Source organism: Yoonia rosea (assembly GCF_900156505.1).
Classification (GTDB): domain Bacteria; phylum Pseudomonadota; class Alphaproteobacteria; order Rhodobacterales; family Rhodobacteraceae; genus Yoonia; species Yoonia rosea.
The window spans coordinates 1,320,876-1,343,606 of record NZ_FTPR01000001.1 but is presented as its reverse complement, the minus strand read 5'-3'; the positions used below and the strand labels follow the sequence as shown (position 1 = coordinate 1,343,606).

Below are 22,731 nucleotides of genomic sequence, written 5' to 3'. Positions count from 1 at the left end.
GACAGACAAGAATGGCCAAGATTACTTACGTGGAACATGGCGGCAAAGAGCATGTTGTGGACGTCGCCAACGGGCTCACCGTGATGGAAGGTGCACGTGACAACGGCATTCCCGGCATCGAGGCCGATTGCGGTGGTGCTTGCGCATGTTCCACATGCCACGTCTATATTGATGACGCATGGGTCGAAAAGCTTCCTGCCAAAGATGCGATGGAAGAGGACATGCTGGATTTCGCCTACGAACCTGATCCCGTGAAATCCCGTCTGACATGCCAGTTGAAAGTCACTGACGCTCTGGACGGTCTGCGCGTGCAGATGCCGGAAAAACAGATTTGATACGGACCATTGCATGGGTGGCCGTTATGGCCACCTCTGCCTGCGCTGAAACGATTGTCTCGGCAGACTATGCAGCGCCGACCGATCGCTATGCCCATGGGATTTTGGGCGATGCGATCGAATGGGGCGCGCTGGAAATCACTACAGATACGGGAACGCGCCGCTTTGTGCTGTCCGAGGACCGCGTGTTTGAAGATGTGGCACCGCGTCTTGCGGATGTTGACGGCGACGGGTCCCCTGAAGTGATTGTCGTGGAAACCCTTGCCAGTGCTGGCGCGCAGCTGGCCGTCTATGATGAGACGGGCAAGATTGCAGCGACCCCCCATATCGGGCAGACGAACCGCTGGCTCGCACCCATTGGGATTGCTGATCTGGACGGTGACGGTGCGGTTGAAATTGCCTATATCGACCGCCCGCATCTGGCCAAAACCCTGCGCGTCTGGCGCTATAGGGATGATGCTCTGGTGCCTGTAGCGGATTTGCCCGGCCTGACCAATCACCGGATCGGCGAGCGCGATATCGGCGGGGGTTTGCGCGATTGTGGTGACGGCCCCGAGATGATCACCGCCAACGCCGATTGGACGCAAGTTATGGCGACACGGCTGATCGACGGTCAGCTGACGACCCGCAGCATCGGTGTGCATGTCGACCGAGGGTCTTTTGCGACCGCTTTGGCCTGCGAGGCGTTACCTTAAGTAACCGAAACCACGATTGTGATCAGGGCGACGATTTCCGTCACTTGCTGCGTGGCCCCCAGAATATCGCCCGTCTGACCGCCGATTTTGGCATGTGCAATCGCGCCGCAGCACAGGGCTGCGATTGCGGCTGTCATGATGGCCCACGGATATCCGCACAGCAGCGCAAACCCGATTGCAATCACTACCGCCAGCCAAACCGTTCCGGTCGGTGGGCGGCCAACCGATCTGCTTAAGCCGCCATCGCGGGCGTTTGGCAGCATCCCCATCAGCACCACCATCGCCACACGGCTGACGACACCTGCCGCAATGAAAGCCACCCAATAGGCCCCCATCGACACGATCACAACCAGCGCAAGCCAGCGCAGCAAAAGTGACAGGCCAACCGCACAAACGCCGTACACGCCGATATGGCTGTCCTTCATGATCTCCAAGCGGCGGGCTTTGTCCCAGCCCCCCCAAAGACCATCGGCGCTATCGGCCAGACCGTCCTCGTGCATGGCACCGGTAAGGATCACTGTGCCAGCCAGCACCAACCCCGCCACGATCCCCGAAGGCACGCCGAGCCAAATCATCACAGACGTCGTCGCTGCCAGAATGACGCCCAGCACAACACCCACCAGCGGATAGGCCCAGGCCGAGGCCGCTCCCCGATCCATCGCGCGGTTGCTATCAATCGTGACAGGTAGTCGCGTCAACAACCCAAGTGCTGCAGGCAGATCAATCGCGGCGATCAAGCTGTTGTCGTGTTTGTACAAAATGCGTCCTTCCGTGGCCTTTTCATCAGCGCGCCATAGGTTAAACAAGAGCAAGAGTTGACCCGAGCGAGGACCTGATGCAAGCGCCATTTTCAACCATTTCTGGCTTCCGTGACCTGCTGGCGGCCGCCCCCGGCCCGAACGAGGATGCCCGCAAGGGCGCGCAGGACCGCAACGGGCAACTGACAAAACCACCCGGTGCACTGGGGCGTTTGGAGGATCTGGCAATCTGGTATGCCGCTTGGCGCGGCGATGCGCGGCCGGAGATCACATCACCGCAAGTGATTATCTTTGCAGGCAACCACGGGGTCTGCGCGCAGGGGGTTTCGGCCTTTCCGCCTGAAGTTACCGCGCAGATGGTCGCAAATTTCGAACATGGTGGTGCGGCGATCAATCAACTCTCACAGGCTTTTGGCGCCAAGATGGATGTCTATCCAATCGCGCTTGATATGCCGACAGCGGATTTCACAACAGCGCCCGCCATGACCGAAAGCGAATTTATTGAAGCGCTCCAAATCGGATGGGCCGCTGTTGACCCAGAGGCCGATCTTGTGGTGACCGGAGAAATGGGCATTGGCAACACGACCTCTGCTGCCGCTGTTGCGGTGGCCGTTCTTGGTGGGCTTGCTTCTGACTGGACGGGCCGCGGCACAGGCGTGGATGACGACGGACTGGCGCGCAAGACCGATGTGGTTGCACGCGGTGTCGCGCTTCATGCAACAACTGATCCGCTCGAGGCACTGCGCTGTCTGGGCGGGCGTGAGCTGGCGGGCATGGCGGGGGCGATTGCCGCTGCACGCCATCACCGAATTCCCGTGATCCTTGACGGGTTTATATGCTGTGCCGCTGCGGCCAGTCTGGCAAAGGCCGTCGATGGTGCGCTGGATCATGCTGTTGCGGGGCATCTCAGCGCAGAGGGTGCACATCAGAAATTGCTGGATGCTTTGGGCAAACAGCCTTTGTTGCAACTGGGGCTGCGTCTGGGTGAAGGATCGGGCGCGGCACTTGCAATCGGTGTGCTGAAAGGGGCGGTCGCCTGTCATTCCGGCATGGCAACTTTTGCCGAGGCAGGCGTCGCCGACGGTTAAAGCCCAAGCGTGCCGGACACTCAGGGTTGTCTAGGCGCGCTTTTTCTCGTTGGCTTGTTGGCGGGCGGTAAGCTCCAATTCCAGCGTATTGTTGAGCTCACGTGCCCGTGCCACATATTCGGGAATTTCCGTGATCGGAACGCCCGGTTTCCACAGTTCCGCCAACTCGCGCAGCGCCTTGCGGTCATGCTGATAGAAGGTTTGCTCGACCTCTGCGGCCTCGAACTCGGAAAGCCCGAGGTTTTCCAGCGCGTAGCGCCCGGCCCGTAGGGAGCTGTCGAACAGCTCGCGCACGATGTCATCGGCGCCTGCATCGTAAAGTTCGTAGACATGCACACGGTCACGTGCGCGGGCGATGATGTGCAAATCGGGTCGCGCCTTGCGGGCATAGCTGACAAGCTTGTTGGCCGCCTCGCGATCATCCAGCGCCACGACGAGGATTTTGGCATCTTCCAGACCCGCCGCATTCAGCAGATCAGGGCGCGTCGGGTCACCAAAAAAGCCGCGGAATCCGAATTTTCGCATCATCTGGACCGTGGCAAGATCATTATCGACCACCACGGTATTGACCCCCGCGCTTTGCACAAGACGGTTCACAATCTGCCCGAACCGCCCGATCCCCGCGATGATGACGGTGCCTTGTTCGTCCACCTCATCATGCTCGGCCTCTTCGACGTCACCCATGCGTTTGATGATCAACTCGTAAACGATGAAGAGTAGGGGGGTGATCAGCATGGAAAGGGCCGTGACCAGCAAAAGCTGCCCGGCAAGCCCGTCTGTCAGTACGCCTTGCTGCAGCGAAAAGGAGATCAGGACAAAGCCGAATTCACCTGCTTGCGCGAGGCCCAGCGTGAACAGCCAACGGTCCTTTTTGTGCAACTTGAACAACAGCGCCAAAGCATAGAGGATGAAGCCCTTGATCAGCATCACCGCAATGGCAAGGGCCAGAATACGTCCGGGATCACCAAACAACAGCGTAAAGTCGATCCCTGCACCCACGGTGATAAAGAAGAGCCCCAAAAGCAGGCCTTTGAACGGGGCAAGGTCGCTTTCCAATTCGTGCCGGAATTCCGAGTTGGCAAGAACGACACCGGCAAGGAACGTACCCAGGGCGGGCGACAGTCCCACCATTGTCATCAAGACGGCCGTGGCCACCACCATCAGCAGTGCAAGTGCCGTATACATTTCGCGCAAGCGGGCGTGATGGATGTAGCGAAAGACAGGGCGGGTCAGGAAAGTGCCCGCGAGAATAACGATGGCGACGGCCCCCAATGTGACCAGTGTCACACCCCAGCCAGGCAGGCCGTCAACAAGACTGACAACAGCATGGTGATCGTCACCGTGTTCGGTCGCCGCACGCACCATCGACCCGTCCGGCGCAAGGCTCATCACTGCGGGCACGGCCAGCAAGGGCAAGAGCGCCAGCATCGGGATCACGGCGATATCCTGCGCCAGCAGCACCGAAAACGTCGAACGCCCGCCGCTGGTCTGCATCAGGCCTTTTTCTGTCAGGGTCTGCAACACGATCGCTGTGGATGAGAGCGCAAAGATCATCCCCACCGCCACCGCCGTGGACAAATCATAGCCCATCGCGAGAGCGCCACTGCTGATCGCCAACATGGTCAGCAAGATCTGCAAGCCGCCCAAACCCAGCAACCTCTGGCGCATATTCCACAGCGCGCGTGGATCAAGCTCCAAACCAATCAGGAAAAGCATCATCACAACGCCGAATTCAGCGAAATGCTGCAAATCCTGCGTCTCGCTGCCGACCAGTCCGGCAACAGGTCCAATCACGATCCCTGCCAGCAGATACCCCAGCACAGAGCCAAGCCCCAGACGCGCGGCCAGCGGCACCGCAATGACAGCGGCACCAAGATAGATTGTCGCTTGAAACAGGAAGGATTCCATGAAGCTTTGGCTCTTTATTGTTCAGCGCAGTGGCGCGCTCTGACGATACCAACGCATTGTAACGCGGCAACGTCTATTGGAAAGGACCAATGGGACCGGCCCCTATAACGGTAAGGGCGCGTCAGGCTTGATCCGTTCCATCACGATCTGGCTTTGCACACGGCTGACGGCGGGGTGGGGCAATAGCACCTGTTGGACCAGCAGGTTCAGCGCGGCAAGATCGCGGCAATAGACCCGCAACAGATAATCGGCCTCTCCGGTCAGTGTCCACGCACCGACGATCTCGGGGCGTGTTCTGGTCAATTGCACAAAATCACGCGCGTTCTTTTCGGTATGGGTGGCCATGACCACCTGAATGAAACCCTGTACCGAGAGCCCCACCTTCTCTGGTGAAAGAAAGGCGCGGTAGCCTGCAATATAGCCTTCCGCCTCGAGCCGTTGCTTGCGGCGTCCTGCCTGCGAGGCGGACATGTTCAGTGCATCGCCCAGCTCTTGCGCCGTCTTGGCGGAATCGCGTTGCAGCATGGCCAGCAGTGAAAGGTCGGCGGCATCCAGTGTCATGCGTGAATCCTGCGTAAATATGTTAATAAATGCAGGAAATGCGCGCAAATTGCAATCAATGAAAGTAATATTGCGCAGTATTTGCAGGTATATCGCTGTATTATCTCCAAAACACATAGGAGATCACCAATGGGACCTTTTCCGCACGACGCCCCGAAAGCCACAATCAGCGCCGAAAACCCTGCCGGAACAGATGGTTTCGAATTTGTCGAATTCGCGCATCCAGAGCCGGAGACCCTGCGCACACTCTTCGCGCAGATGGGCTATACCCACACCGCCACCCATAAGACCAAAGATATCGAGCTTTGGCAGCAAGGCGATATCACCTATCTGATCAACAATGAGCCAGACAGCCATGCCCGTGCCTTTGTCGAAGAACATGGGCCCTGCGCGCCATCCATGGGTTGGCGTGTCGTCGATGCGCAGCACGCCTTTGATCATGCGGTTCGCAAAGGGGCGGTGCCCTATGAAGGTGATGGCAAGGCGCTTGATGTTCCAGCGATCGTCGGCATCGGCGGCAGCCTGATCTATTTCATTGACCAGTATTATGAGGCGAACCCCTATAACGAAGAGTTCAACTGGGTCTCAGACGCGCATCCTGCGGGGGTCGGTTTCCACTATCTCGATCACCTCACACACAACGTGCACAAGGGGAACATGGACCTGTGGTTCAAGTTCTACGGTGATCTCTTCAATTTCCGCGAAATCCGTTTCTTTGATATCGAGGGTAAATTCACGGGGCTGTTGTCGCGCGCGCTGACGTCTCCCTGCGGACGGATCCGCATCCCGATCAACGAAGACCGTGGTGAAACGGGGCAGATCGTCGAATACCTCAAGCGGTACAAAGGCGAAGGCATCCAGCATATCGCCGTGGGTGCACATGACCTTTACGATGCGACCGACGAGATTGCCTCGCGGGGTATAAAGTTCATGCCCAAGCCGCCCGAGGCTTATTATGATCTGAGCTACACCCGCGTAGTGGACCATGACGAACCCAAAGAGCGGATGATGAAACACGGTATCCTGATTGACGGCGAGGGTGTTGTGGATGGCGGCGAAACCCGCATCCTTTTGCAAATCTTCTCAAAGACCGTGATCGGCCCGATCTTCTTCGAGTTCATCCAGCGCAAGGGCGACGACGGCTTTGGCGAAGGGAACTTCAAGGCGCTGTTTGAGAGTATCGAAGCCGACCAGATCGACCGCGGTGTTCTGAAGGCAAGCTAGCTACGGCAGCTCGATCGCGTAGGTCCGCCCCCGTTTGACGTAATTGAGCGCGCTATCCCCGATGGCGGTGACCTGCCCGCCATCAAGCTCGCTCCCGATTTCGACGCGCACGTAGCGCCCGTTGCTGAGGCGCACGAGCGCGCGGCGGGCGTTGGGGCGTCCGTAGACGCCGATCAGATTGATCTCACGCAGGCGGATCGCGTCTTCTTGCGTGGCCGCGCGTGCAACACCGCCCGGGACGGGCTGGACGTTTTGGGGTGCCACAGGGGCTGCGGCCACGACAGGCGCGGCGCTTGCAGGCGCTGATGGCGCAGGGGCCGCAGGCTGTGTTCGCGCGCGCGCAGATGCGGCGGCGACAACATTGGCAAAGTTTGACGGCCGCGTATCTGGGCGGATTGAAAGCACAACGGCGAGTGCGGTGCTGCTGTCAAATCGCAGTGTTGCATCCTCGGCCGCGATACCGGCCAGAATATCGGTGATATCCGGCGTGCCGGGATCAACCCTTGCCGCAAGCCCATCTGGGCGCAGGCGGGGGCGCAAATCAACAAGCGCGCGTTCTTCCACGACGGCTGTATCAAGTGAAATCGCGCCGGTGTTCTGGAGTTCAAGTCCCCCAAGCCCAACACCGCCGGGTGTCGGCGCTTCCGGCGCAGGGGTGGCAGAGGCAATGGTTGTATCCTCTGGCGCCTCTTCCGGTTCGGGCAATGCCGCATCCGCAGGGCGCAAAGGTGGCACAACAGCCGGCGTGCCCGGGATGATCACCACACCTTCAGGGGCCGGCGCCAGAAGCGCAAAGCGCTCCAGATCAGCTTGGCTGAGTTCGGGGCGTGGTGTGATCGCAAGGTCGGGCAGCCCCGCAAAGACGAGGGCACCTTCCGGCGTGACGGTGCCTTCCTCGGTTGCCAGAATGAACCCGTCCGCGTCACGGGCGAATGTAACCTCGGGTGCAGGCGGATTGGCAGGCGCGATAAAGCTCAGATCGGTTTCGAATGTATCCAGCTGCGCCATGTTGGGCCGCGTGAGCCGCGCTGGCGCTGCGATGTCCGCAGGGCGATCAAACGCCAGCGGTTCAACGCCCGATGGAACATCAAAGAAGCGTGGGGCGCGTTGCCAGACACCGGTCGCCTCATAAATGCGCTCGGCCTCGTCTGGGCTGAGTACCTGCGCGCGCAGGACAGGCGCACCAACCGTGGCTTGGGCTGTTTCCTCGGCAGGTGGCGGGGCAGGCGGGGCTTGTACTGATGTCAGGGGGGCGTCAGCTGCGGCGACCGCTAATTCCGCGGGTGCAGTGCTGCGTGTCGCAGGCGTTTCCGGTCCAATTGCCGCAAGTTCACTGCCGGTCGCCTGTGGCGCGACAAGATCGGGGATCGCGAACGCTGCGATCTCTGGTCCTGTTTCCGGCGCTGCTTCCGCAACGCTGGGCTGTTCTATCGGTGCCTGCGCGACGATCACCTCTTCGGTTGCAGCGGCAGTCACAGGCTCTGGCGCGCGCGCGGTTGTTTCCGTTGTCGTCTGTTGCGACCAGATGATGCCACCCAGCACCAAGGCGGCCGCGGCAATGCCAGCGGCAATCAAGGCGGGGCGTTTGTTTGTCTCGGGTTTGACTGTCGGGCGGTTCGTTTGGGGTGCCACGGCCGGAGCAGCTACCGAAGGTGCAGGTGCACCGAGCGACACGGCCGGCGCTGCGCTTTTCTTTCCGCTGAATACCCCGACGAGCGGTGATCCTGCTTTCTTATGTGATTGCCGATGATGTTCTGGGATCACCAGATCAAAAAGCACGGGTTTTGCCAAACTGGCGGCGGCGGGACGCGGCGTTTGCGTTGCGGCGTCAGGTGTCTCAGGTGCGGCCGGCGCATGATACTCGGACGGTATCAGATCAACCCATATTGTTTGTTTTTGCACGGCGATGGCTGGGGTGTCTGCGGCCTCATCAGTCATCTGGGGTTCGGGTGCACCTGTCGATTCCCGAGTATCCTGTGCAGCCATCAATATCGCGAGGTCATCTTTGTACGTGGCCTCCTCCGCAATGCCAGCCTGATCAAACACCAAAAGGCGTGACTTGATCCGTGTGCCGACCGGCATGACCGGCAGAGCATCGCGCTCAATAATCGCGTCGGGGCCGACAATGCTGCGCGCTATGTCTGTCGGGCCGAAGAAGACTTCTTTTTGAAACGTGAAGGGTTCGGGAACCGCGACAAAGGCGACAGGCTGAAAACCATGGGCATCGGCAAAGGCCTCTGCCTCGTTGAGCGTTTCGCGCGCGACAGCGGCCACATGGGTACGCCCGCCGCTTTTTTCACTGTCAATGACCAGATCACCCAGCGCATAGGGTGTCGCGCCATCCAACGCGGCGTGAATGTCATCCTCGGTGGCGCGTGTCCCATCCAGTGCAATGTATTTGATCTGGTCGAGCGGGATCACCAGTTTGGTCCGGAGGCCGTCGGGTTCGATCAACAGGGCTTTTTCACGTAGCGCGCTCAGATCTTCCTCAAGCGTTTTGCTGGCCACATCGACGCGTCCAATCGGCCGCCAGCCGCGTGGCACGCGATGAAGCAGTTCAATTCCGTCAAGCGAAAGCGATAGCGCAAAGTTGGTGATCATTGTCACGCTCTAGCATGTTGGTCCCACAGGCAAAACGCGTTTTGCCCCCATGCCGGAACCCTAAAGCAGAAACCCGCCCACGCCAAGGGCACGGACGGGTTTCTTATTGTTAGGCCGTGGCTTTTGCCAAGGCCTGATCGAGATCGGCAATCAGATCGTCGGCATCCTCGATTCCGATGGACAAACGCACGATGCCCGGGCCGGCGCCTGCGGCCTCTTGCTGTTCGGCCGTCAACTGGCGGTGCGTGGTCGAGGCCGAGTGGATAATCAGACTGCGCGTATCCCCAAGGTTAGCCACATGACTAAATATCTCGAGGCTATCGACCAGCTTGATGCAAGCGTCATAGCCGCCCTTTACGGCGACCGTGAACAAGGCACCCGCACCCTTGGGGCAGATTTTTGGCACCAGTTTGGAATAGGGCGAGCTCTCAAGCCCGGCATAGGTCACGTATTCTGTGCGCGGATCATCCTCGAGCCATTTTGCGATTTTCATCGCGTTCTCGACATGGCGCTCCATGCGGAGCGACAGGGTCTCGATTCCCATCAGCGTGTAATGTGCGGCTTGCGGGTTCATCGTCATGCCCAGATCGCGCAGACCGATGGCAATGCCGTGGAACGTAAAGGCCAGCGGGCCGAAGGTCTCGGCAAACTTCAAGCCGTGGTAGGCAGGCTCGGGCTGGCTGAGGGACGGGAATTTATCATTCGCGGCCCAGTCGAATTTTCCGCTATCCACAACACAGCCACCGGTGACGGTACCGTTGCCTGTCAGGTATTTGGTGGTGGAATGGACGACCAGTGTCGCGCCGTGTTCAATTGGGCGGCACAGGTACGGCGTGGCAGACGTATTATCCACGATCAGTGGAATACCCGCCGCATCGGAAATGGCCGAAATCGCATCAAGGTCGGTGATATGCCCGCCAGGGTTGGCGATGGCTTCGCAGAACACGGCGCGCGTGTCGTCGTCGATGGCGGCCGCGACAGCAGCATGGTCATCAAAGTCGACGAATTTCGCCGACCAGCCAAAGCGTTTGATCGTCTGGCTGAACTGCGTGACGGTGCCCCCATAGAGGCGGCTGGATGCCACGATATTGCGCCCCGGCTGCATCAGCGGGAAAAGCGCCATGATTTGCGCTGCGTGACCGGACGAGCAGCACACACCGCCAACACCACCTTCAAGTGTCGCGATGCGTTCTTGCAGCGCGGCAACCGTCGGGTTGGTCAGGCGGGAATAGATATAGCCAACCTCTTGGAGGTTGAACAAAGCCGCCGCGTGGTCGGCATCGCGGAAAACATAGGCGGTGGTCTGGTAGATCGGCACTTGACGCGCACCTGTTGCCGGATCAGGGCGGGCGCCTGCGTGAATTTGCAGCGTGTCAAAGCCATAGCTTGGGCCGTCGGTCATTTCTGGTCTCCCCTTTTAAAGTTGTTGCCGCTAGGTGTAGGCGGAAAGCCGGAACACCTCAACGGCCCTCATTCGCAAAGGACAAGATCATGCCGCACCCATTCCATTTTGCCTTTCATGTTTTGGATCTGGACGAATCCAGAGAATTCTATTCCGGTGCCTTAGGCGCGACCGAAGGGCGTTCAACCGAGACTTGGGTCGATTTCGATTTTTTCGGCCATCAGCTCAGCCTGCACTTGGGCACGCCCTTTACCAATGAACCGACAGGTAAAGTGGGCGACCACATGGTGCCGATGCCCCATTTCGGGATTGTCTTGCCGCTTGAAGACTGGACCGCACTGGCCGGGCGCCTTGAAGAGCGTCAGACCGATTTTATCATCGCACCCTCCGTGCGCTTCAAAGGTGAGCCGGGTGAGCAATGGACAATGTTTTTCCGTGATCCGTCCGGCAACCCGATTGAAGTCAAGGGCTACGCCGATATGGACGGCGTCTTCGCGACCTAAGAGGGATCGCCCGCAACCCGGGGACGGCGCTGCGGGCGATCCGTTTCTCTGACCCGATATCAGAAACGCAAAACTCGGAACCTTGGGCCAAAGAATTTCTGGCGCTTACTCCGCGGTGATCACAGCCATCACAAGGTTTCCGTCAACGCGGATCGGGCCGTCTTCCACGGCACCAAGCGTGTATTCAAAGCCGCCTGTGACGGTGCCGCCAGCTTCGGAATGCACCATGAGCATGAGCATATCACCGGGCGCGACCTCTTCAGTCAGGATCGCGGCGACATCGATGTTGTCACCTTCGCGCAGTGGTGCGTAACCCACAACGGGGCCCGGTGTCATCGCAGCGTCAGTTCTGTGCACGACCATCCATCCGTTCTCTGCGGCAACAACCATGTTTGCGCTGACGATGCCATTGGCGACGGACTGGTTGGTGGCTTCGACCGAGGGGGTCACAGCATGGGCGGCGGCGAATGCACCGGTTGCGGCGATGCTTAGGGCAATAGCTGAAATAAGTGTCTTCATGTGTCTCTCCATCATTATTCCGCGGGACGTTATGTCCGGCAGATCAGCGAAAACACGTAACGGCACTGGATAAAGTTTCACGTGGCTCTATACTTTTTTTGGGGAGACAATAACGTTGGCCAACGCGTTGTTTTGCCGATCGTATCTTTGCAACATTTGTAACCCATGCGTGGCCTTCTGATATTGAAAAACAATGAAAACTGATGGCCGCGACGACATAGAAGCGCTGATTGCGCAAACCGCTTTGGGCAATCAAACGGCGTTCTCGGAACTTTATGATGCCACCTCGGGGAAACTATTCGCTGTGTGTCTGCGTGTGTTGACTGAACGCGCAGCAGCCGAGGATGCCATGCAAGAGACCTATGTCAAAGTCTGGAAGAATGCCGGTCGCTATCAGGTGACGGGCCATTCGCCGATGACATGGCTCATCACGATTGCGCGGAATACGGCCATTGACCGTTTGCGGGCGCGTCACGTGGATCACGATGTGGCCGATTATAGCGAACGGCTCCCTGCTCCCGGGATGTCGCCGGAACAGGCGGCAATTGCCCATTCGGAGGCAAAACGCATTACACAGTGCCTGGATGAGTTGGACGCGGACCGCCGTGCCGCGATTTCGGGCGCATATCTTCAGGGGCAAAGCTATCAGGAACTGTCCGAGCAGTTTAATGTGCCGCTCAATACGATGCGCACATGGTTGCGCCGGAGCCTGATAGCCCTGCGGGAGTGTATGGCACGATGACCACAGAGCAAGCACCCGACGAGATGGACGTCATGGCCGCAGAATATGCGATGGGGCTGTTGACGGGCGAGGAATTGGCCGAGGCCAAGCGTTTGTTGGCGACCGACCGCGTCTTCGCTCAAGCGGTGACGGATTGGGAAATGCGCTTGGCGTCGATGACTGACGAACTGGCACCGGCTGCGCCGCGGCCTGCCGTCAAGCAGGCGCTTTTTGCGGAACTGTTCCCGACGCCAGAACGTAAACCGTGGTGGGCGCGGCTTTGGCTCTGGCAAGGGGTCAGTGCCCTGAGCGTGCTTTTGCTGGTGTTTTTGCTCTCCTCCGGTCTTGGCAATCCTCCTGCGGACGGTGGGCCGCTCTATACGGCAGAGATCATTTCCGAAGCCGGGGATTTCCGTGTCGTGGCCGTTGTCGATAAATCGACCAATGAGGTCTTTCTGACCCGCACGGCCGGTGCCGCCCCCGAGGGCCGTATTTTGCAAGTCTGGGCGCATGGCGAGGGAGAGCCGGCCACATCTGTGGGGCTCTGGCCGCAGGGCGACACAGTCAGGATTGCGATGCCACCGGAGATTGCCGCCGTTGAAGGTATTCTGACCTTGGGTGTCAGTGAGGAACCTGTGGGTGGTTCACCAACCGGTTCGCCGACGGGCCGCGTGTTTGGAACCGTCGATATTCCGGGCGTTTCCAGTCGGCTTTAATATGCGCGCGCACCAGCGCCGCAGTTATCGCATCCAGAATCCTGCCGCCTTGATCTGGTTCCGGATCGCTTTTTCATGGCGGGGCAGGTTGTCACGATCAAAGAGCGCGCGCACCTTGGCGCCGCGCCCCTGATAGACCATCCGCTTGAACGGCTCGTAGAGTTTGAGCAGCTTCTTGATCTTGTTGGGCGCCGTGACCTCTTCCAGCACGGCCACCTGTCGATCTGTCGCAGTTGCATAGAACAGCGGCAAGAGCCGGTAATGGTAGCTGACACCCCCGTCGAGCCCCGCCAGTTCCGGCCCCGGTCTGCCACCACCCAAGCCATGAATAACCAAGGGCAGAACGATCTGATCGAGCCAGGGATCAAGCGGCTGGATCACCAGTTCAGTCGGAGGGTTGTCGCGCACGCTGACCGCATAATCGGTAAACCTCTGACCGAACTCCGCAGGGTCCGCCCCGAAAAACCAACCGGCGTTGAAGTACAGATAGCGTTCCCAATATTCATCCGGCTGCGCGCGGTCGAGCGAGCTTTCAAAATCCAGCCCGAAACGGTCATAAAGCGATTTCCATATCGCGGTGTAGCCGGGCCAGTACAGTTCTTCGACAGGCCATGTGCCCTCGCGCTGCATGGATGCGGCAGGGCGGGTAAAATCGAAAGGGATATCGGCCAGTTCACCGGTGATCAGCGTGTCAGTATCGAAGAAAATAAAGGGCTCGCTTGCGGGCAGGACCTGTAATCCTTCGATCTTGTTGCCGTAGGGATAGGACTGGCCGAAATGGCGGGAGACGAAGGGGACAACCTGTGCATCCAAAGCGGCAAGCTGAGCTTTGACGGGTGCGGACATGCGCGGGTCGCGGTCCCACAGCGGGCCGGGCTGCGGTTCGGCGACATAGAGCTTGCCCGTGAACTTGGGCGCATAGCTGCGCAACGAGGCTGCGAAAAGCAGCGCCTCATATTCAAGACGTCCGCCTTGCCCGATGATCAGGATGTTGTAAGTGGCTATCGATTTTGGCGGCTTGGCCATAGGTGGTCTGATCCTGTAAGACTTTTGCCTTTCTAGCCGTGCGCAGAGGCGAGGTGCAACAGGCGCGCGTTATGCACGCATCCCCTAATTCCTGACGTGGTGGATTTGCACATTTGGCAGCCCGATCGGCAGTACTCCAAAATCGCAACACATGCGCCCGAAGCCTTCGGTTTCAAGCAGGTCGTCATAAGGCAGTTCAGGAAACCGCACGCCAGCCTTATGGACTGTGGCATGGACCAAGAGCATCGTTCCCCCGACAGATGCCAAGGGCACGCGGTTCAAAGACCGCAACACATGAAGATGCCTGCGCGCGCGGTGATGCGCGGGCGGCATGTAGATGCCGTTCCTGACCCACCTGTAATAGGTCAGGTTCTTGCGTTCGCCGGCATCGTTGAAAGCGTTCCTATCATAGCTTGGCCCGTCCCAGTCCAACACACAGTCAGGTGTCACGACTTTCTCGTGTTCCGACAGCAGGCGTTCGATGATATCGGGCGCGTAATCGCAGACGTCAACATCAATCCAAAGCGCCCAATCGTCGTTCTCCGTGATCCCGTGATCAATCAGATGATTGCGGACCTTTGCCAGATTTGACCGGCGTTTGCGCTGCAAGGCGGGCAACCATCGTTTGGCGCGGTCGAGGGTTGAATTGACCTCCAACGTGGTCACTTCAATGGCGCGAAACGCGTGTTTGTGGGCCGATACCAGTTCAGCAAGCCTTTCCTTCGTGTCATCGCGGCTATCGCCTTCACAAAAGACGATCTTGAGCCGGTCTTTGGGGTAGGTCAGCTGTGTCAAAAGCGCAAAACAGCGTTCAAGGAATGGGGCTGCGTCGCGGACAGGGATCAGAATGGAGATATTCACGTCTTGCGGGGTGATCGGTCGGTGCAGGACAGCCGTATCAATCTGCTTTGCCATTTCCGCCCTTGTGAGCACAGGACCGCGGGTCAGCCGGTGGATCGCTCTGCGCAACTTGAATTCCAAACGCATGCGCCGTGTGTTTCTGGACAGAGAAAACCAGGTACTGCCCCAGTAATGGTGCGCAAGTGTGTGATGCGCGTAGTCCCCGAAACGGGGGCTGGGACTGGCGGTCAATGCTGTGTCGAGCGGAGTGAAGAGATGGCAGGAACTGACCGAGATTGTATCTTTGTCGGGATAGGTCTCATACGCCCCTGTCAGCAAAAGCGGCCCGGTTGTTTCGAGCACATGCGCCTCGCCATGCTGGCAACGGACCATCGCCTTGCTGAGATGGGGCCAGAACGGGTGTCCCTTGGGGCTGGCCATCACAGCGTTTGACAACACCAGATCCATGCCCAGCCGATGTGCATGGAATGCCTGTTCAAGCGGTTCTGCGGAAAAGACAATCCGTTGTTCGTTAGCGATGACATCAAGCGGGGCCATACATTCCGTGTCGATATCAGCGTAGACGCCGCCGTGGTGGTGCAAGATCAGATAGCGGGCCATGTCCGCCCGCTGCACCGGCTTTGGATACGACAGATAAAGCGCCTCCAACTCGGGGTAACATTGCCGAACGAATGCAATCAGATCGTCGTCGGTCCAAAGACGGTATTCCCAATCCGGATTATGTCGCTGCCAGCTTTGGGGCCACGCCTTCGGGACCGGCAGGTTATGATCGCGCCATGTTTGATGGATTATCTTGGGGATCATTAAGGAACCGGACCTGAACTGACGACGCAGGGCTCTTTCTCCTGCTTGAAGACGGCCGGCTGCACTACTTTAAGATTTCCTCGTAACATTGTTTGAATTTGCCGTTTTCGTCCAGCCTATACCGGCGATTTGCGGTTGGCTCCGAACGTGCTTTGGTTTTCTGTTATGCCAGCCGGTTCGATCCAAAGCGCACGCAGCGCGTTCAGGATAACGGCCACGTCGATCGCTTCTTGCAACAGTGCGCCCTGAACCGGTGTCAGATAGCCAAAGGCTGCGGCAATCATTCCCGCAACCGATAGGCCAATACCCGCGACCACACTCTGGACGGCGATACGGCGGGCACGGCGCGCGATTTCAATCCCCTGACCCAGACGGTCAACCCTGTCCACGAGCAAAACAACATCCGCCGCCTCGGCCGATGCGGCAGCACCCCGCGCGCCCATGGCGACGCCTACATCTGCGGCGGCTAGGGCCGGCGCATCATTTACGCCGTCTCCAACCATCATCACTGGACTGCTTTTGCGCTCTTCCAGCACCAGCTCTACCTTCATATCGGGTGTCAGCCCTGCCTGGACACTGTCGAACCCGAGACCCTTAGTGATCCGCTCTGCGACCGCCGCCCTGTCGCCCGTTGCCAGAAGTAGGCGAGTGATCCCTTCGCGGCGCAGTCGCGCAAGCATGGCGTCTGTACCGTCACGCAAGGGATCGGCCATCACGAGATATCCGGCCATTTTGCCGTCAACCGCAATGGCAACAAGAACAGAACCTGCTGCGCCAGCGGGGTGATCGCCCTCCGGATGCCCGATACGTTGGGCGACAAAATCGGCTCCGCCCACGATCACCCTGTTTCCCTCGACTTGGCCAATCACCCCCTCTCCGGGGATCTCGGTAACCTCAGATGGAATCGGTAACGCAAGATCGCGCGCTTTCGCTGCCGCGACGACGGCTTGCGCGACCGGGTGCTTTGACGCCTGATCAAGTGCCGCGGCAAGGCGCAGGATTTCATCGCCATCACTGCCGTCGCGGCTGTCAATGGACACAATCTGCGGTCGTCCGTCTGTCAGCGTGCCTGTCTTGTCGAGAATCAGCGTCCCGATCCGGGCCATCGTCTCAAGCGGTCCGGCACCTTTGATCAAGATGCCGAAATGCGCGGCGCGCGAAAGACCGGCCACCAGTGCGACGGGCACGGCAAGGATCAAAGGGCAGGGCGTCGCCACCACAAGCACGGCGACGGCTCTGATCGGATCGCCGGTGAACCACCATGCGGCAAAAGCAATCGAAACTGTGACCGCAAGAAATCCGAGGGACCACCGATCCGCGAGGCGTGCCATGGGCGCTTTGGAGCGTTGGGCCTCTTCGACCAGACGCACGATTCCGGCATAGGTGCTGTCCTCGGCCAACCGCGTTGCTGTCAGGTCAAAGGGTTCGCCCGCATTCGTCGCGCCGCTCATCGCCTCTGCGCCGCGTGCGAGGCGGGCGGGCAGTGATTCACCGGTCAGCGCCGAGGTGTCAACGAAAGCGCCCTCCGAGGCGACAGTACCATCGACGGGAACAACGTCGCCCTGCCGGATCAGCAAGAGGTCACCCGGTTGAATGGCGTCGAGTGCGACCTCTTCCAAACCACCATTCTTGTAGCGGGTTGCCGTGCGGGGGACACGTGCCAACAAATCACGCATTTCACGGCGGGCGCGCCCCTCGGCAAAGCTTTCCAGAAAGGTGCCGCCCGAGTACATGACCGCGACGACGGCCGCGGCCAATGTTTCACCAAAGACGAGCGCTGCGGTCATCGAAAGTGCCGCAACAATATCCAATCCGACCTCGCCCTGCCAAAGGCTGCGGATGATCTCAATGATGAGTGCTGCAAGCACAGGCGCAACGCCCGCAAACCAGACGATGCTGGCGATATCGCTTCTTCCATTGAAGTAGAGCGCCAGCCCCGCCAGCAAACCCGCAACCGAGAACAGCAAAAGCGCTGTCTTTAACCGGTCAGAGGTGGTCTGTTGCATTTGGTCCGGCTTTCCCCAGCAAGGTCTGCGCTTTGGCGGGCTGCCAAGAACCCCGCGACCCGCTGACACATACTCCATCATCGCGGAACGGCGCCATGGCGTCGAGTATTAACTGCGCAGCCGGCTTCGCTGATAGGCTCGCATAGGCGCCAATCTATGGTGTCCACGCGGGGCGTGACGTCGTCATACTTGTCTGAAAAACAGGGCCCCGAACCCAGCTCTTCTGAAGGACAGTAGCGTAAACTACTGCAACCGTATTTCCCACGAAATTGAAACGGAAGAACCGGCGAAACCTGAAGCGTATCAAGGAGAGTAGAGCTGCTTGGGCTGCGCACAGTCAGGGTTATGGCCGAGGTGAGAGCATGCGATAGCGACGATGTCTAATTTGCAATGTTTGCTTTGAAAACGCGGTATCGCAATATCACGCCACACGGTGAGAGTTCGCTCCGGATCGTACCTGTTGCTGAACAGAAAGGGCTGTTAGCGGTCGTTCGCTGCGTTTGGCGTAGAGGCCCGATAAGCGGGACTTAGCTGCTGTTCAAGCCTTCTTGATTCAGGTCCGCTTTCGCTCGAACTCTTGTTCGATGACCTCGGTGCCCCATTGCCTTCCGGGTGTTTCACGGGTCAGTTCGAACCCGTGCTTTTCATAGAGGTGGCGCGCCGTATCGAGCCCCTTGAACGTCCAAAGACGGGTCCGGTCGAAGCCGGTCGCATCCACAAACGATGTCGCCTTTTCAAGGAGCAAGTTACCGATACCCATGCCTTGGGACTCGGGACTGACGATAAACCACCTTAGATGGCCGACACCTTTTCCAAGGTCTTCTCCATCCAGAGAGACCGAACCAAGAAGTGTCTCGCCAAGGAAAGCGGAAAACGTCGTATTCATAGGGCTCTCTAGGCGCCCCATGAACTCCGACATTTCAGTCGCAACCTTCCTCTCAAAGACCGCACCGAACCCGTAATTGGTTGCGTAATACGTGGCGTGCAGTCCAACGACGGAGGCGATTACAGATGAGTAATACCCTTGGCGAATCTCCACGGCAGTGGAGCCGGAAGCGCTGGACCCTAGTCCTCGCAGCGCCTTGGCGAAGAGCGCCAAACCCGCTTCAACCTTTGTGAGATCATCGTTCGAAAGGTGTTCAAAGGCAGACCTCATTTGCATACGTCCAAATTCCTCCAGAGTTTTCAGAAGAACTCTGCCGTTCTTTGTAAGATCGAGTTGCCGAGTACGTCGGTCGGCGTGGTTGGACTTAGCCTCGATCAGTCCGTCCTCGGTGAGTTTTTGGACAAGGCGGCTAACCGTGGACTTCTCCAAGTGCAGCATGTCGCCCAGGTCACTTGCCTTTGTGACCGTGCCGTAGCCCAACTCAAGAATGGTATGCACAGCTGATGGAGACAAATCGGTTCCAGCCAGCCCCTTCTGCATGAAACCAAGTTCTCGGACAATGGCACGTGATACTGCACGCACTTTGTCGATACGCTGTAAGGAAATGGACTGTGTCATAGTTGTATCATACAACCAATATGACATTGCGTCTACCTCATAGCCGACCTTCGCCGCACAACAGAAAATCGGTAAAGTGGACTCACTGGTGCTGTTCTCTTCGTAACAAACAGATGTCCGCTATGGGCCAGATGTGTCAGCCGGCACGATGGGCGGGAAGCAGACATTCGCTGCAGATGCTTGCGTGTCATTCTACTGCAAGACGATCGTGCATTCTGTGGGGGGCGTTTGCCGTGATGTTGAACCAGAACGTTAATGATCCATGCCTATTCATCTGCGCGCGTCTGTCACTGCATGAACCAGATCAGATTTATCGACGGGTTTCGCGAGCATTGCAAAACGACTGCGGAACTTCTCATTCACAGGGTCTTGGGCAGGTAAGCGCGATGATATCAGAATAGCAAATGCCAAAGGGTCTCGGTCGAGTGTTGCATGGATCAATTGCACCCCTGAATGCCCATGGTCTAGATTCAGGTCAGAAACCAATAGGGTTATGTCCGGTGTTGTTTCGATGGTTTTTTGCGCGTCTGAAAAGTTTGTTGCGACCAATGTGTCATATCCGAGTGTCGCGAGGGTGACCTTCAATGCAGCAGCCGTTTCCGAACTGTCATCAACAACGATTGCCGTACCTGCAAAGGGTATTTCGGGTTTGGCAATGCGTGGTGTGGCCATAATCGGAAAGCGAATTGCGATGGTTGTGCCTTGTCCCACGGCTGAGCAGATTTCGATCGTGCCACCCGATTGGGTGACAAAACCATAAACCATGGACAGTCCCAATCCCGTGCCTTCTCCGTTCGGACGGGCGGTATAGAACGGTTCAAATGCGTGGCGGCGGGTTTCCTCGCTCATGCCGGTGCCGTCATCCTTGATCGATAGGACAGCGTGACCGTCCTGTGACGTCAGGGTGATCCATATGTTGCCCGCGTCCGGCATGGCCTGCGCGGCGTTCATACACACGTTGAGCAACGCGCTTTCGAGCTGGCCGGGGTCAAGCGAGACATGCAGCGGGTCTTTACCCACATCGAGGTGAAGTGCCACGTTTTCGGGCAGAGCGATGTCCAGCAGATCCTGCATGCCTTCGACCAATGATCCAAGATCGACCCGCTCTGGCTCAAGATGTTGCTTGCGGGCGAATGCGACAAGACGTTCTGTCAGAGACACACCCAGATCCACCGCGGTTCTGATCCGCCCAAGCCGAAACGGTGCGTCTGATGCGTTAGATGTTTCCAGCAGGTGCAGGTTGCCGGAAATCGTCGACAGGATATTTCCAAAGTCATGGGCAACTTCGCCCGTCACCTTGCCTAGCGCCTCGACGCGGCGGATTTCTTCCAGTCGATCTTCGATTCGCTTCCGTTCCGTGGCTTCGGATAACAGCCAGACGGTCCGGCCATCAGGCAGAAGTGAAGAACGCACCTCAATGACGTCGCCCATGGGGTTGGTGTACTCATCGTGCCCACCGCGATCATCCGGTCCGTTTTGCAGGTGAAAGGCCGACTGCGCGAACAGGTCTTGCATGGTTTTCGCTGGGGTCGTTTGCGGAATGTTCAAAAGCGCGCGCACCTTGTCATTCACCTCTTCGATCTCGCCTTGGGGCGTCAAGATGGCGACGCCGTCCTTGATCCCGCTGAAGACGCTGGAGAATAGCGTGTTCTGACGGGTAATCTGTGCTGTCCGCCGGTCCAGCTTGCGCGCATTGGAACGAAAGACGCCAAAGGCATGAAACAATTGGCCAATCTCGTCATCCGTCGCATTTTTGGTTGGCACCGTGACAGAATGATCGCCCGCCGCCAGCTGTCGCATCCCGTCCGCCACAAGACGCAGATTGCGCGTCACATAGCGCGACACAAACAGCGACGAAATCACCGCAACGCATGCGCTGAACAGCGCGAGCAGCGCCACAACAGTTTGCGCCAGCTTGAGATCGCGCGAGGTTTGCATCCGCGCAACCCGCAGCCGTTCCTGCGCCGCTTCAACCCGCGACGTCGCATAGGCGCTGATATCACTGGACAGTTGCCGAATGCGAAACAGCGCATTCTCCGCATCAAGCGCGGCGGTCAGGGACTGGTATTTGAGCTGGAACAAATCGGTGGTCGGGCGGATCAGAATGCCCTCAATCTCCTGCAGGCCCTCCGCCGCTATGAGGCTGTCGGGAAGTGCGGCGCGGCTGCGGCCAAAGCGGCGCCGTTTCTCTCCGACTTCGATGATTTCCTGCGCACGCGTGACGCTGCGGGCGTCGCTGGCCAAGCGCCCCAGCGCCGCCCAGGCCAGGCGATCATCCAAAGTGGCCTCTGCCATATTGGCCTGCCGCTGAAACCTGTCTTGCAGCCGGGCCAGTTCAATGTCGATCTTTGCGATTTCGGTCTGAAGCAGGCTTTGTGGCGACGACACGCGCAGCAGATTGGCAATGGCCGAGCGGATCCGCGCGAGCGGCAAGATCAGATCGTCTGTGCCCGCTGACAAGCCTTCCAACTTGTCGATAGTGTCCAGAATTGCATCTGCGTCCACCTGCCGCTGATAGGGCACCTGAACGGTCAAAAGGAACGGCGCGGCGGTGGCGAGGTCAGCGGCGTTGCGCGACAATTCCAAGGCTTGGGACACCTCTGACAGCGTGTCGCGGTGGATCGTGTCCAACCAGTTTTCGGCATTGCGCAACAGCAAAAGACTGATGGCCGAGATAATCAGGGTGACGGCACACAGCGTCAATATCGCAATTGAAAGCCGTGCCTTGACGCTGGGTGTGTGGAATGCGGGCCGCATGGCGCTACCCGGCCTCTAGCTGAAAGAAATAGCCCTGCGACCGGCGGGTTTGTAGATGAACGGGTTTGGACGGCGTATCCTCGATCTTGCGGCGCAGACGCAGGATCAGCACGTCAATCGTGCGGTCCACATAGCGTTCCATGTCCGATCCCAGTTCGGACAAAAGCTCTGGCCGCGATATTACCCGCGACGGGTTGCGTGCCAGATACTCAAGCAGACGATATTCGCCGTTCGTCAGCGGAATTTCATCGCCCGCGTGATCGAGCAGAATGCGGCTTTGCAGGTCAAGCTGTTTGCGCCCGAAGGTGATGGTGTGTTCAGGTAGTGACGGTGCGCGGTTCACGCCATGCCCGTAGCGGCGCAGCACCGAGCGAATGCGCGCGACCAGCTCACGCGGGTTAAATGGTTTCATCAGGTAATCGTCGGCGCCCGTTTCAAGGCCGATGATTTTGTCGATCTCGTCACCGACCCCCGTGAGCATTACAATCGGCAAGGCATAGCGCGCCCCGATCTGTACTGCCAGATCCAGACCGGATTCGCCCCGCAACCGCAAATCAATGATCGCCAGATCAACGGCGGGCGGCGCGCCAAGGGCGTTAAAATCCGCGCTGCCTTCACAGGCAATCGGGGTGAAACCGCTGCTGGACAGCAATTCACACAGGGTCTCGCGCACCTCTTGATCGTCGTCGACAATGGCGATGACGGGCGGCGATTGATCTTGGGTTTGATTTTCGAACGTCAC

The 22,731-nt window shown here is 58.6% G+C and carries 19 protein-coding genes and 1 pseudogene; 7 read left to right on the top strand and 13 right to left on the bottom strand.

Going from position 1 to position 22,731, the window contains the following annotated elements; genetic code table 11:
* Window positions 1–11: 11 nt before the first annotated feature.
* Entirely contained in the window at window positions 12–335 is a 324-nt protein-coding gene (locus B0B09_RS06570) for a 2Fe-2S iron-sulfur cluster-binding protein (RefSeq protein WP_055296644.1), read from the top strand.
* A complete protein-coding gene (locus B0B09_RS06565; RefSeq protein WP_375342214.1) occupies window positions 332–1,030 on the top strand; it encodes an FG-GAP repeat domain-containing protein in 699 nt (232 codons plus the stop codon). The genes B0B09_RS06570 and B0B09_RS06565 overlap by 4 nt, the downstream gene beginning before the upstream one ends.
* On the opposite strand, the gene cobS is transcribed toward B0B09_RS06565, so the two are convergent.
* Window positions 1,027–1,836, bottom strand: a complete 810-nt coding sequence (gene cobS, locus B0B09_RS06560; RefSeq protein ID WP_076659831.1) for an adenosylcobinamide-GDP ribazoletransferase — start codon at window positions 1,834–1,836, stop codon at window positions 1,027–1,029. The genes B0B09_RS06565 and cobS overlap by 4 nt on opposite strands.
* Window positions 1,837–1,865: 29 nt before the next feature.
* Between cobS and cobT the strand changes: the two genes are divergently transcribed.
* Entirely contained in the window at window positions 1,866–2,876 is a 1,011-nt protein-coding gene (gene cobT, locus B0B09_RS06555) for a nicotinate-nucleotide--dimethylbenzimidazole phosphoribosyltransferase (protein ID WP_076658909.1), read from the top strand.
* 30 nt (window positions 2,877–2,906) lie between these two features.
* Here cobT and B0B09_RS06550 read toward each other — a convergent pair whose 3' ends face one another.
* On the bottom strand, window positions 2,907–4,784 hold the full coding sequence (locus tag B0B09_RS06550; protein WP_076658908.1) for a cation:proton antiporter domain-containing protein: 1,878 nt from the start codon (window positions 4,782–4,784) through the stop codon (window positions 2,907–2,909).
* A 102-nt stretch (window positions 4,785–4,886) separates the two neighbouring features.
* A complete protein-coding gene (locus tag B0B09_RS06545; RefSeq protein WP_055296722.1) occupies window positions 4,887–5,345 on the bottom strand; it encodes an Lrp/AsnC family transcriptional regulator in 459 nt (152 codons plus the stop codon).
* A 129-nt stretch (window positions 5,346–5,474) separates the two neighbouring features.
* On the opposite strand from B0B09_RS06545, the gene hppD reads away from it, so the two are divergent.
* Window positions 5,475–6,569, top strand: coding sequence for a 4-hydroxyphenylpyruvate dioxygenase (gene hppD / locus B0B09_RS06540; RefSeq protein ID WP_076658907.1), 1,095 nt, complete (start codon window positions 5,475–5,477; stop codon window positions 6,567–6,569).
* Here the strand turns inward: hppD and B0B09_RS06535 are convergent, their stop codons facing one another.
* Window positions 6,570–9,170 (bottom strand): hypothetical protein, encoded by a 2,601-nt coding sequence (locus B0B09_RS06535; protein WP_076658906.1) that lies wholly within the window; start codon window positions 9,168–9,170, stop codon window positions 6,570–6,572. It lies immediately after the preceding gene.
* 109 nt (window positions 9,171–9,279) lie between these two features.
* On the bottom strand, window positions 9,280–10,572 hold the full coding sequence (locus B0B09_RS06530) for an O-acetylhomoserine aminocarboxypropyltransferase/cysteine synthase family protein (protein ID WP_076658905.1): 1,293 nt from the start codon (window positions 10,570–10,572) through the stop codon (window positions 9,280–9,282).
* Between the two features lie 89 nt (window positions 10,573–10,661).
* On the opposite strand from B0B09_RS06530, the gene B0B09_RS06525 reads away from it, so the two are divergent.
* Window positions 10,662–11,075: a VOC family protein gene (locus B0B09_RS06525; protein ID WP_076658904.1), complete on the top strand. Its 414-nt coding sequence runs from the start codon at window positions 10,662–10,664 to the stop codon at window positions 11,073–11,075.
* Between the two features lie 105 nt (window positions 11,076–11,180).
* On the opposite strand, the gene B0B09_RS06520 is transcribed toward B0B09_RS06525, so the two are convergent.
* Entirely contained in the window at window positions 11,181–11,594 is a 414-nt protein-coding gene (locus B0B09_RS06520) for a DUF7282 domain-containing protein (protein ID WP_076658903.1), read from the bottom strand.
* Window positions 11,595–11,787: 193 nt separating this feature from the next.
* Here B0B09_RS06520 and B0B09_RS06515 point away from each other — a divergent pair, with 193 nt between their 5' ends.
* Both B0B09_RS06515 and B0B09_RS06510 read left to right on the top strand, forming a co-directional pair.
* Window positions 11,788–12,336 (top strand): sigma-70 family RNA polymerase sigma factor, encoded by a 549-nt coding sequence (locus B0B09_RS06515; protein WP_076658902.1) that lies wholly within the window; start codon window positions 11,788–11,790, stop codon window positions 12,334–12,336.
* Entirely contained in the window at window positions 12,333–13,031 is a 699-nt protein-coding gene (locus B0B09_RS06510; protein WP_076659830.1) for an anti-sigma factor, read from the top strand. The genes B0B09_RS06515 and B0B09_RS06510 overlap by 4 nt, the downstream gene beginning before the upstream one ends.
* A gap of 24 nt (window positions 13,032–13,055) precedes the next feature.
* Here B0B09_RS06510 and B0B09_RS06505 read toward each other — a convergent pair whose 3' ends face one another.
* The 7 genes and pseudogenes from B0B09_RS06505 to B0B09_RS06480 form a co-directional block, all read right to left on the bottom strand.
* Window positions 13,056–14,057, bottom strand: a complete 1,002-nt coding sequence (locus B0B09_RS06505) for a GT-B fold glycosyltransferase domain-containing protein (protein WP_076658901.1) — start codon at window positions 14,055–14,057, stop codon at window positions 13,056–13,058.
* Window positions 14,058–14,141: 84 nt separating this feature from the next.
* Complete coding sequence (locus B0B09_RS06500; protein WP_076658900.1) at window positions 14,142–15,722, bottom strand: glycosyltransferase; 1,581 nt, start codon at window positions 15,720–15,722, stop codon at window positions 14,142–14,144.
* 116 nt (window positions 15,723–15,838) lie between these two features.
* Entirely contained in the window at window positions 15,839–17,728 is a 1,890-nt protein-coding gene (locus B0B09_RS06495) for a heavy metal translocating P-type ATPase (RefSeq protein ID WP_076658899.1), read from the bottom strand.
* Window positions 17,729–18,281: 553 nt separating this feature from the next.
* Window positions 18,282–19,232 carry a helix-turn-helix domain-containing GNAT family N-acetyltransferase gene (locus B0B09_RS06490; protein WP_076658898.1) on the bottom strand — a complete coding sequence of 317 codons (951 nt, stop codon included), beginning with the start codon at window positions 19,230–19,232 and terminating at the stop codon, window positions 18,282–18,284.
* 270 nt (window positions 19,233–19,502) lie between these two features.
* A complete protein-coding gene (locus tag B0B09_RS18220; RefSeq protein ID WP_375342219.1) occupies window positions 19,503–20,747 on the bottom strand; it encodes an ATP-binding protein in 1,245 nt (414 codons plus the stop codon).
* A 63-nt stretch (window positions 20,748–20,810) separates the two neighbouring features.
* A pseudogene (locus tag B0B09_RS18215) lies at window positions 20,811–21,170 on the bottom strand (HAMP domain-containing protein); the annotation flags it as partial.
* Between the two features lie 823 nt (window positions 21,171–21,993).
* Complete coding sequence (locus tag B0B09_RS06480; protein ID WP_055296672.1) at window positions 21,994–22,731, bottom strand: winged helix-turn-helix domain-containing protein; 738 nt, start codon at window positions 22,729–22,731, stop codon at window positions 21,994–21,996.

Bases quoted from the DNA above. Each gene is read 5' to 3' on its own strand.
- B0B09_RS06525 (WP_076658904.1), top strand. From the start codon at position 10,662: ATGCCGCACCCATTCCATTTTGCCTTTCATGTTTTGGATCTGGACGAA.
- B0B09_RS18220 (WP_375342219.1), bottom strand. From the start codon at position 20,747: ATGCAAGACCTGTTCGCGCAGTCGGCCTTTCACCTGCAAAACGGACCG.
- B0B09_RS06530 (WP_076658905.1), bottom strand. From the start codon at position 10,572: ATGACCGACGGCCCAAGCTATGGCTTTGACACGCTGCAAATTCACGCA.
- B0B09_RS06500 (WP_076658900.1), bottom strand. From the start codon at position 15,722: ATGATCCCCAAGATAATCCATCAAACATGGCGCGATCATAACCTGCCG.
- hppD (WP_076658907.1), top strand. From the start codon at position 5,475: ATGGGACCTTTTCCGCACGACGCCCCGAAAGCCACAATCAGCGCCGAA.
- B0B09_RS06505 (WP_076658901.1), bottom strand. From the start codon at position 14,057: ATGGCCAAGCCGCCAAAATCGATAGCCACTTACAACATCCTGATCATC.
- B0B09_RS06490 (WP_076658898.1), bottom strand. From the start codon at position 19,232: ATGACACAGTCCATTTCCTTACAGCGTATCGACAAAGTGCGTGCAGTA.
- B0B09_RS06520 (WP_076658903.1), bottom strand. From the start codon at position 11,594: ATGAAGACACTTATTTCAGCTATTGCCCTAAGCATCGCCGCAACCGGT.
- cobT (WP_076658909.1), top strand. From the start codon at position 1,866: ATGCAAGCGCCATTTTCAACCATTTCTGGCTTCCGTGACCTGCTGGCG.
- B0B09_RS06515 (WP_076658902.1), top strand. From the start codon at position 11,788: ATGAAAACTGATGGCCGCGACGACATAGAAGCGCTGATTGCGCAAACC.
- B0B09_RS06510 (WP_076659830.1), top strand. From the start codon at position 12,333: ATGACCACAGAGCAAGCACCCGACGAGATGGACGTCATGGCCGCAGAA.
- B0B09_RS06535 (WP_076658906.1), bottom strand. From the start codon at position 9,170: ATGATCACCAACTTTGCGCTATCGCTTTCGCTTGACGGAATTGAACTG.
- B0B09_RS06495 (WP_076658899.1), bottom strand. From the start codon at position 17,728: ATGCAACAGACCACCTCTGACCGGTTAAAGACAGCGCTTTTGCTGTTC.
- B0B09_RS06570 (WP_055296644.1), top strand. From the start codon at position 12: ATGGCCAAGATTACTTACGTGGAACATGGCGGCAAAGAGCATGTTGTG.
- B0B09_RS06545 (WP_055296722.1), bottom strand. From the start codon at position 5,345: ATGACACTGGATGCCGCCGACCTTTCACTGCTGGCCATGCTGCAACGC.
- B0B09_RS06550 (WP_076658908.1), bottom strand. From the start codon at position 4,784: ATGGAATCCTTCCTGTTTCAAGCGACAATCTATCTTGGTGCCGCTGTC.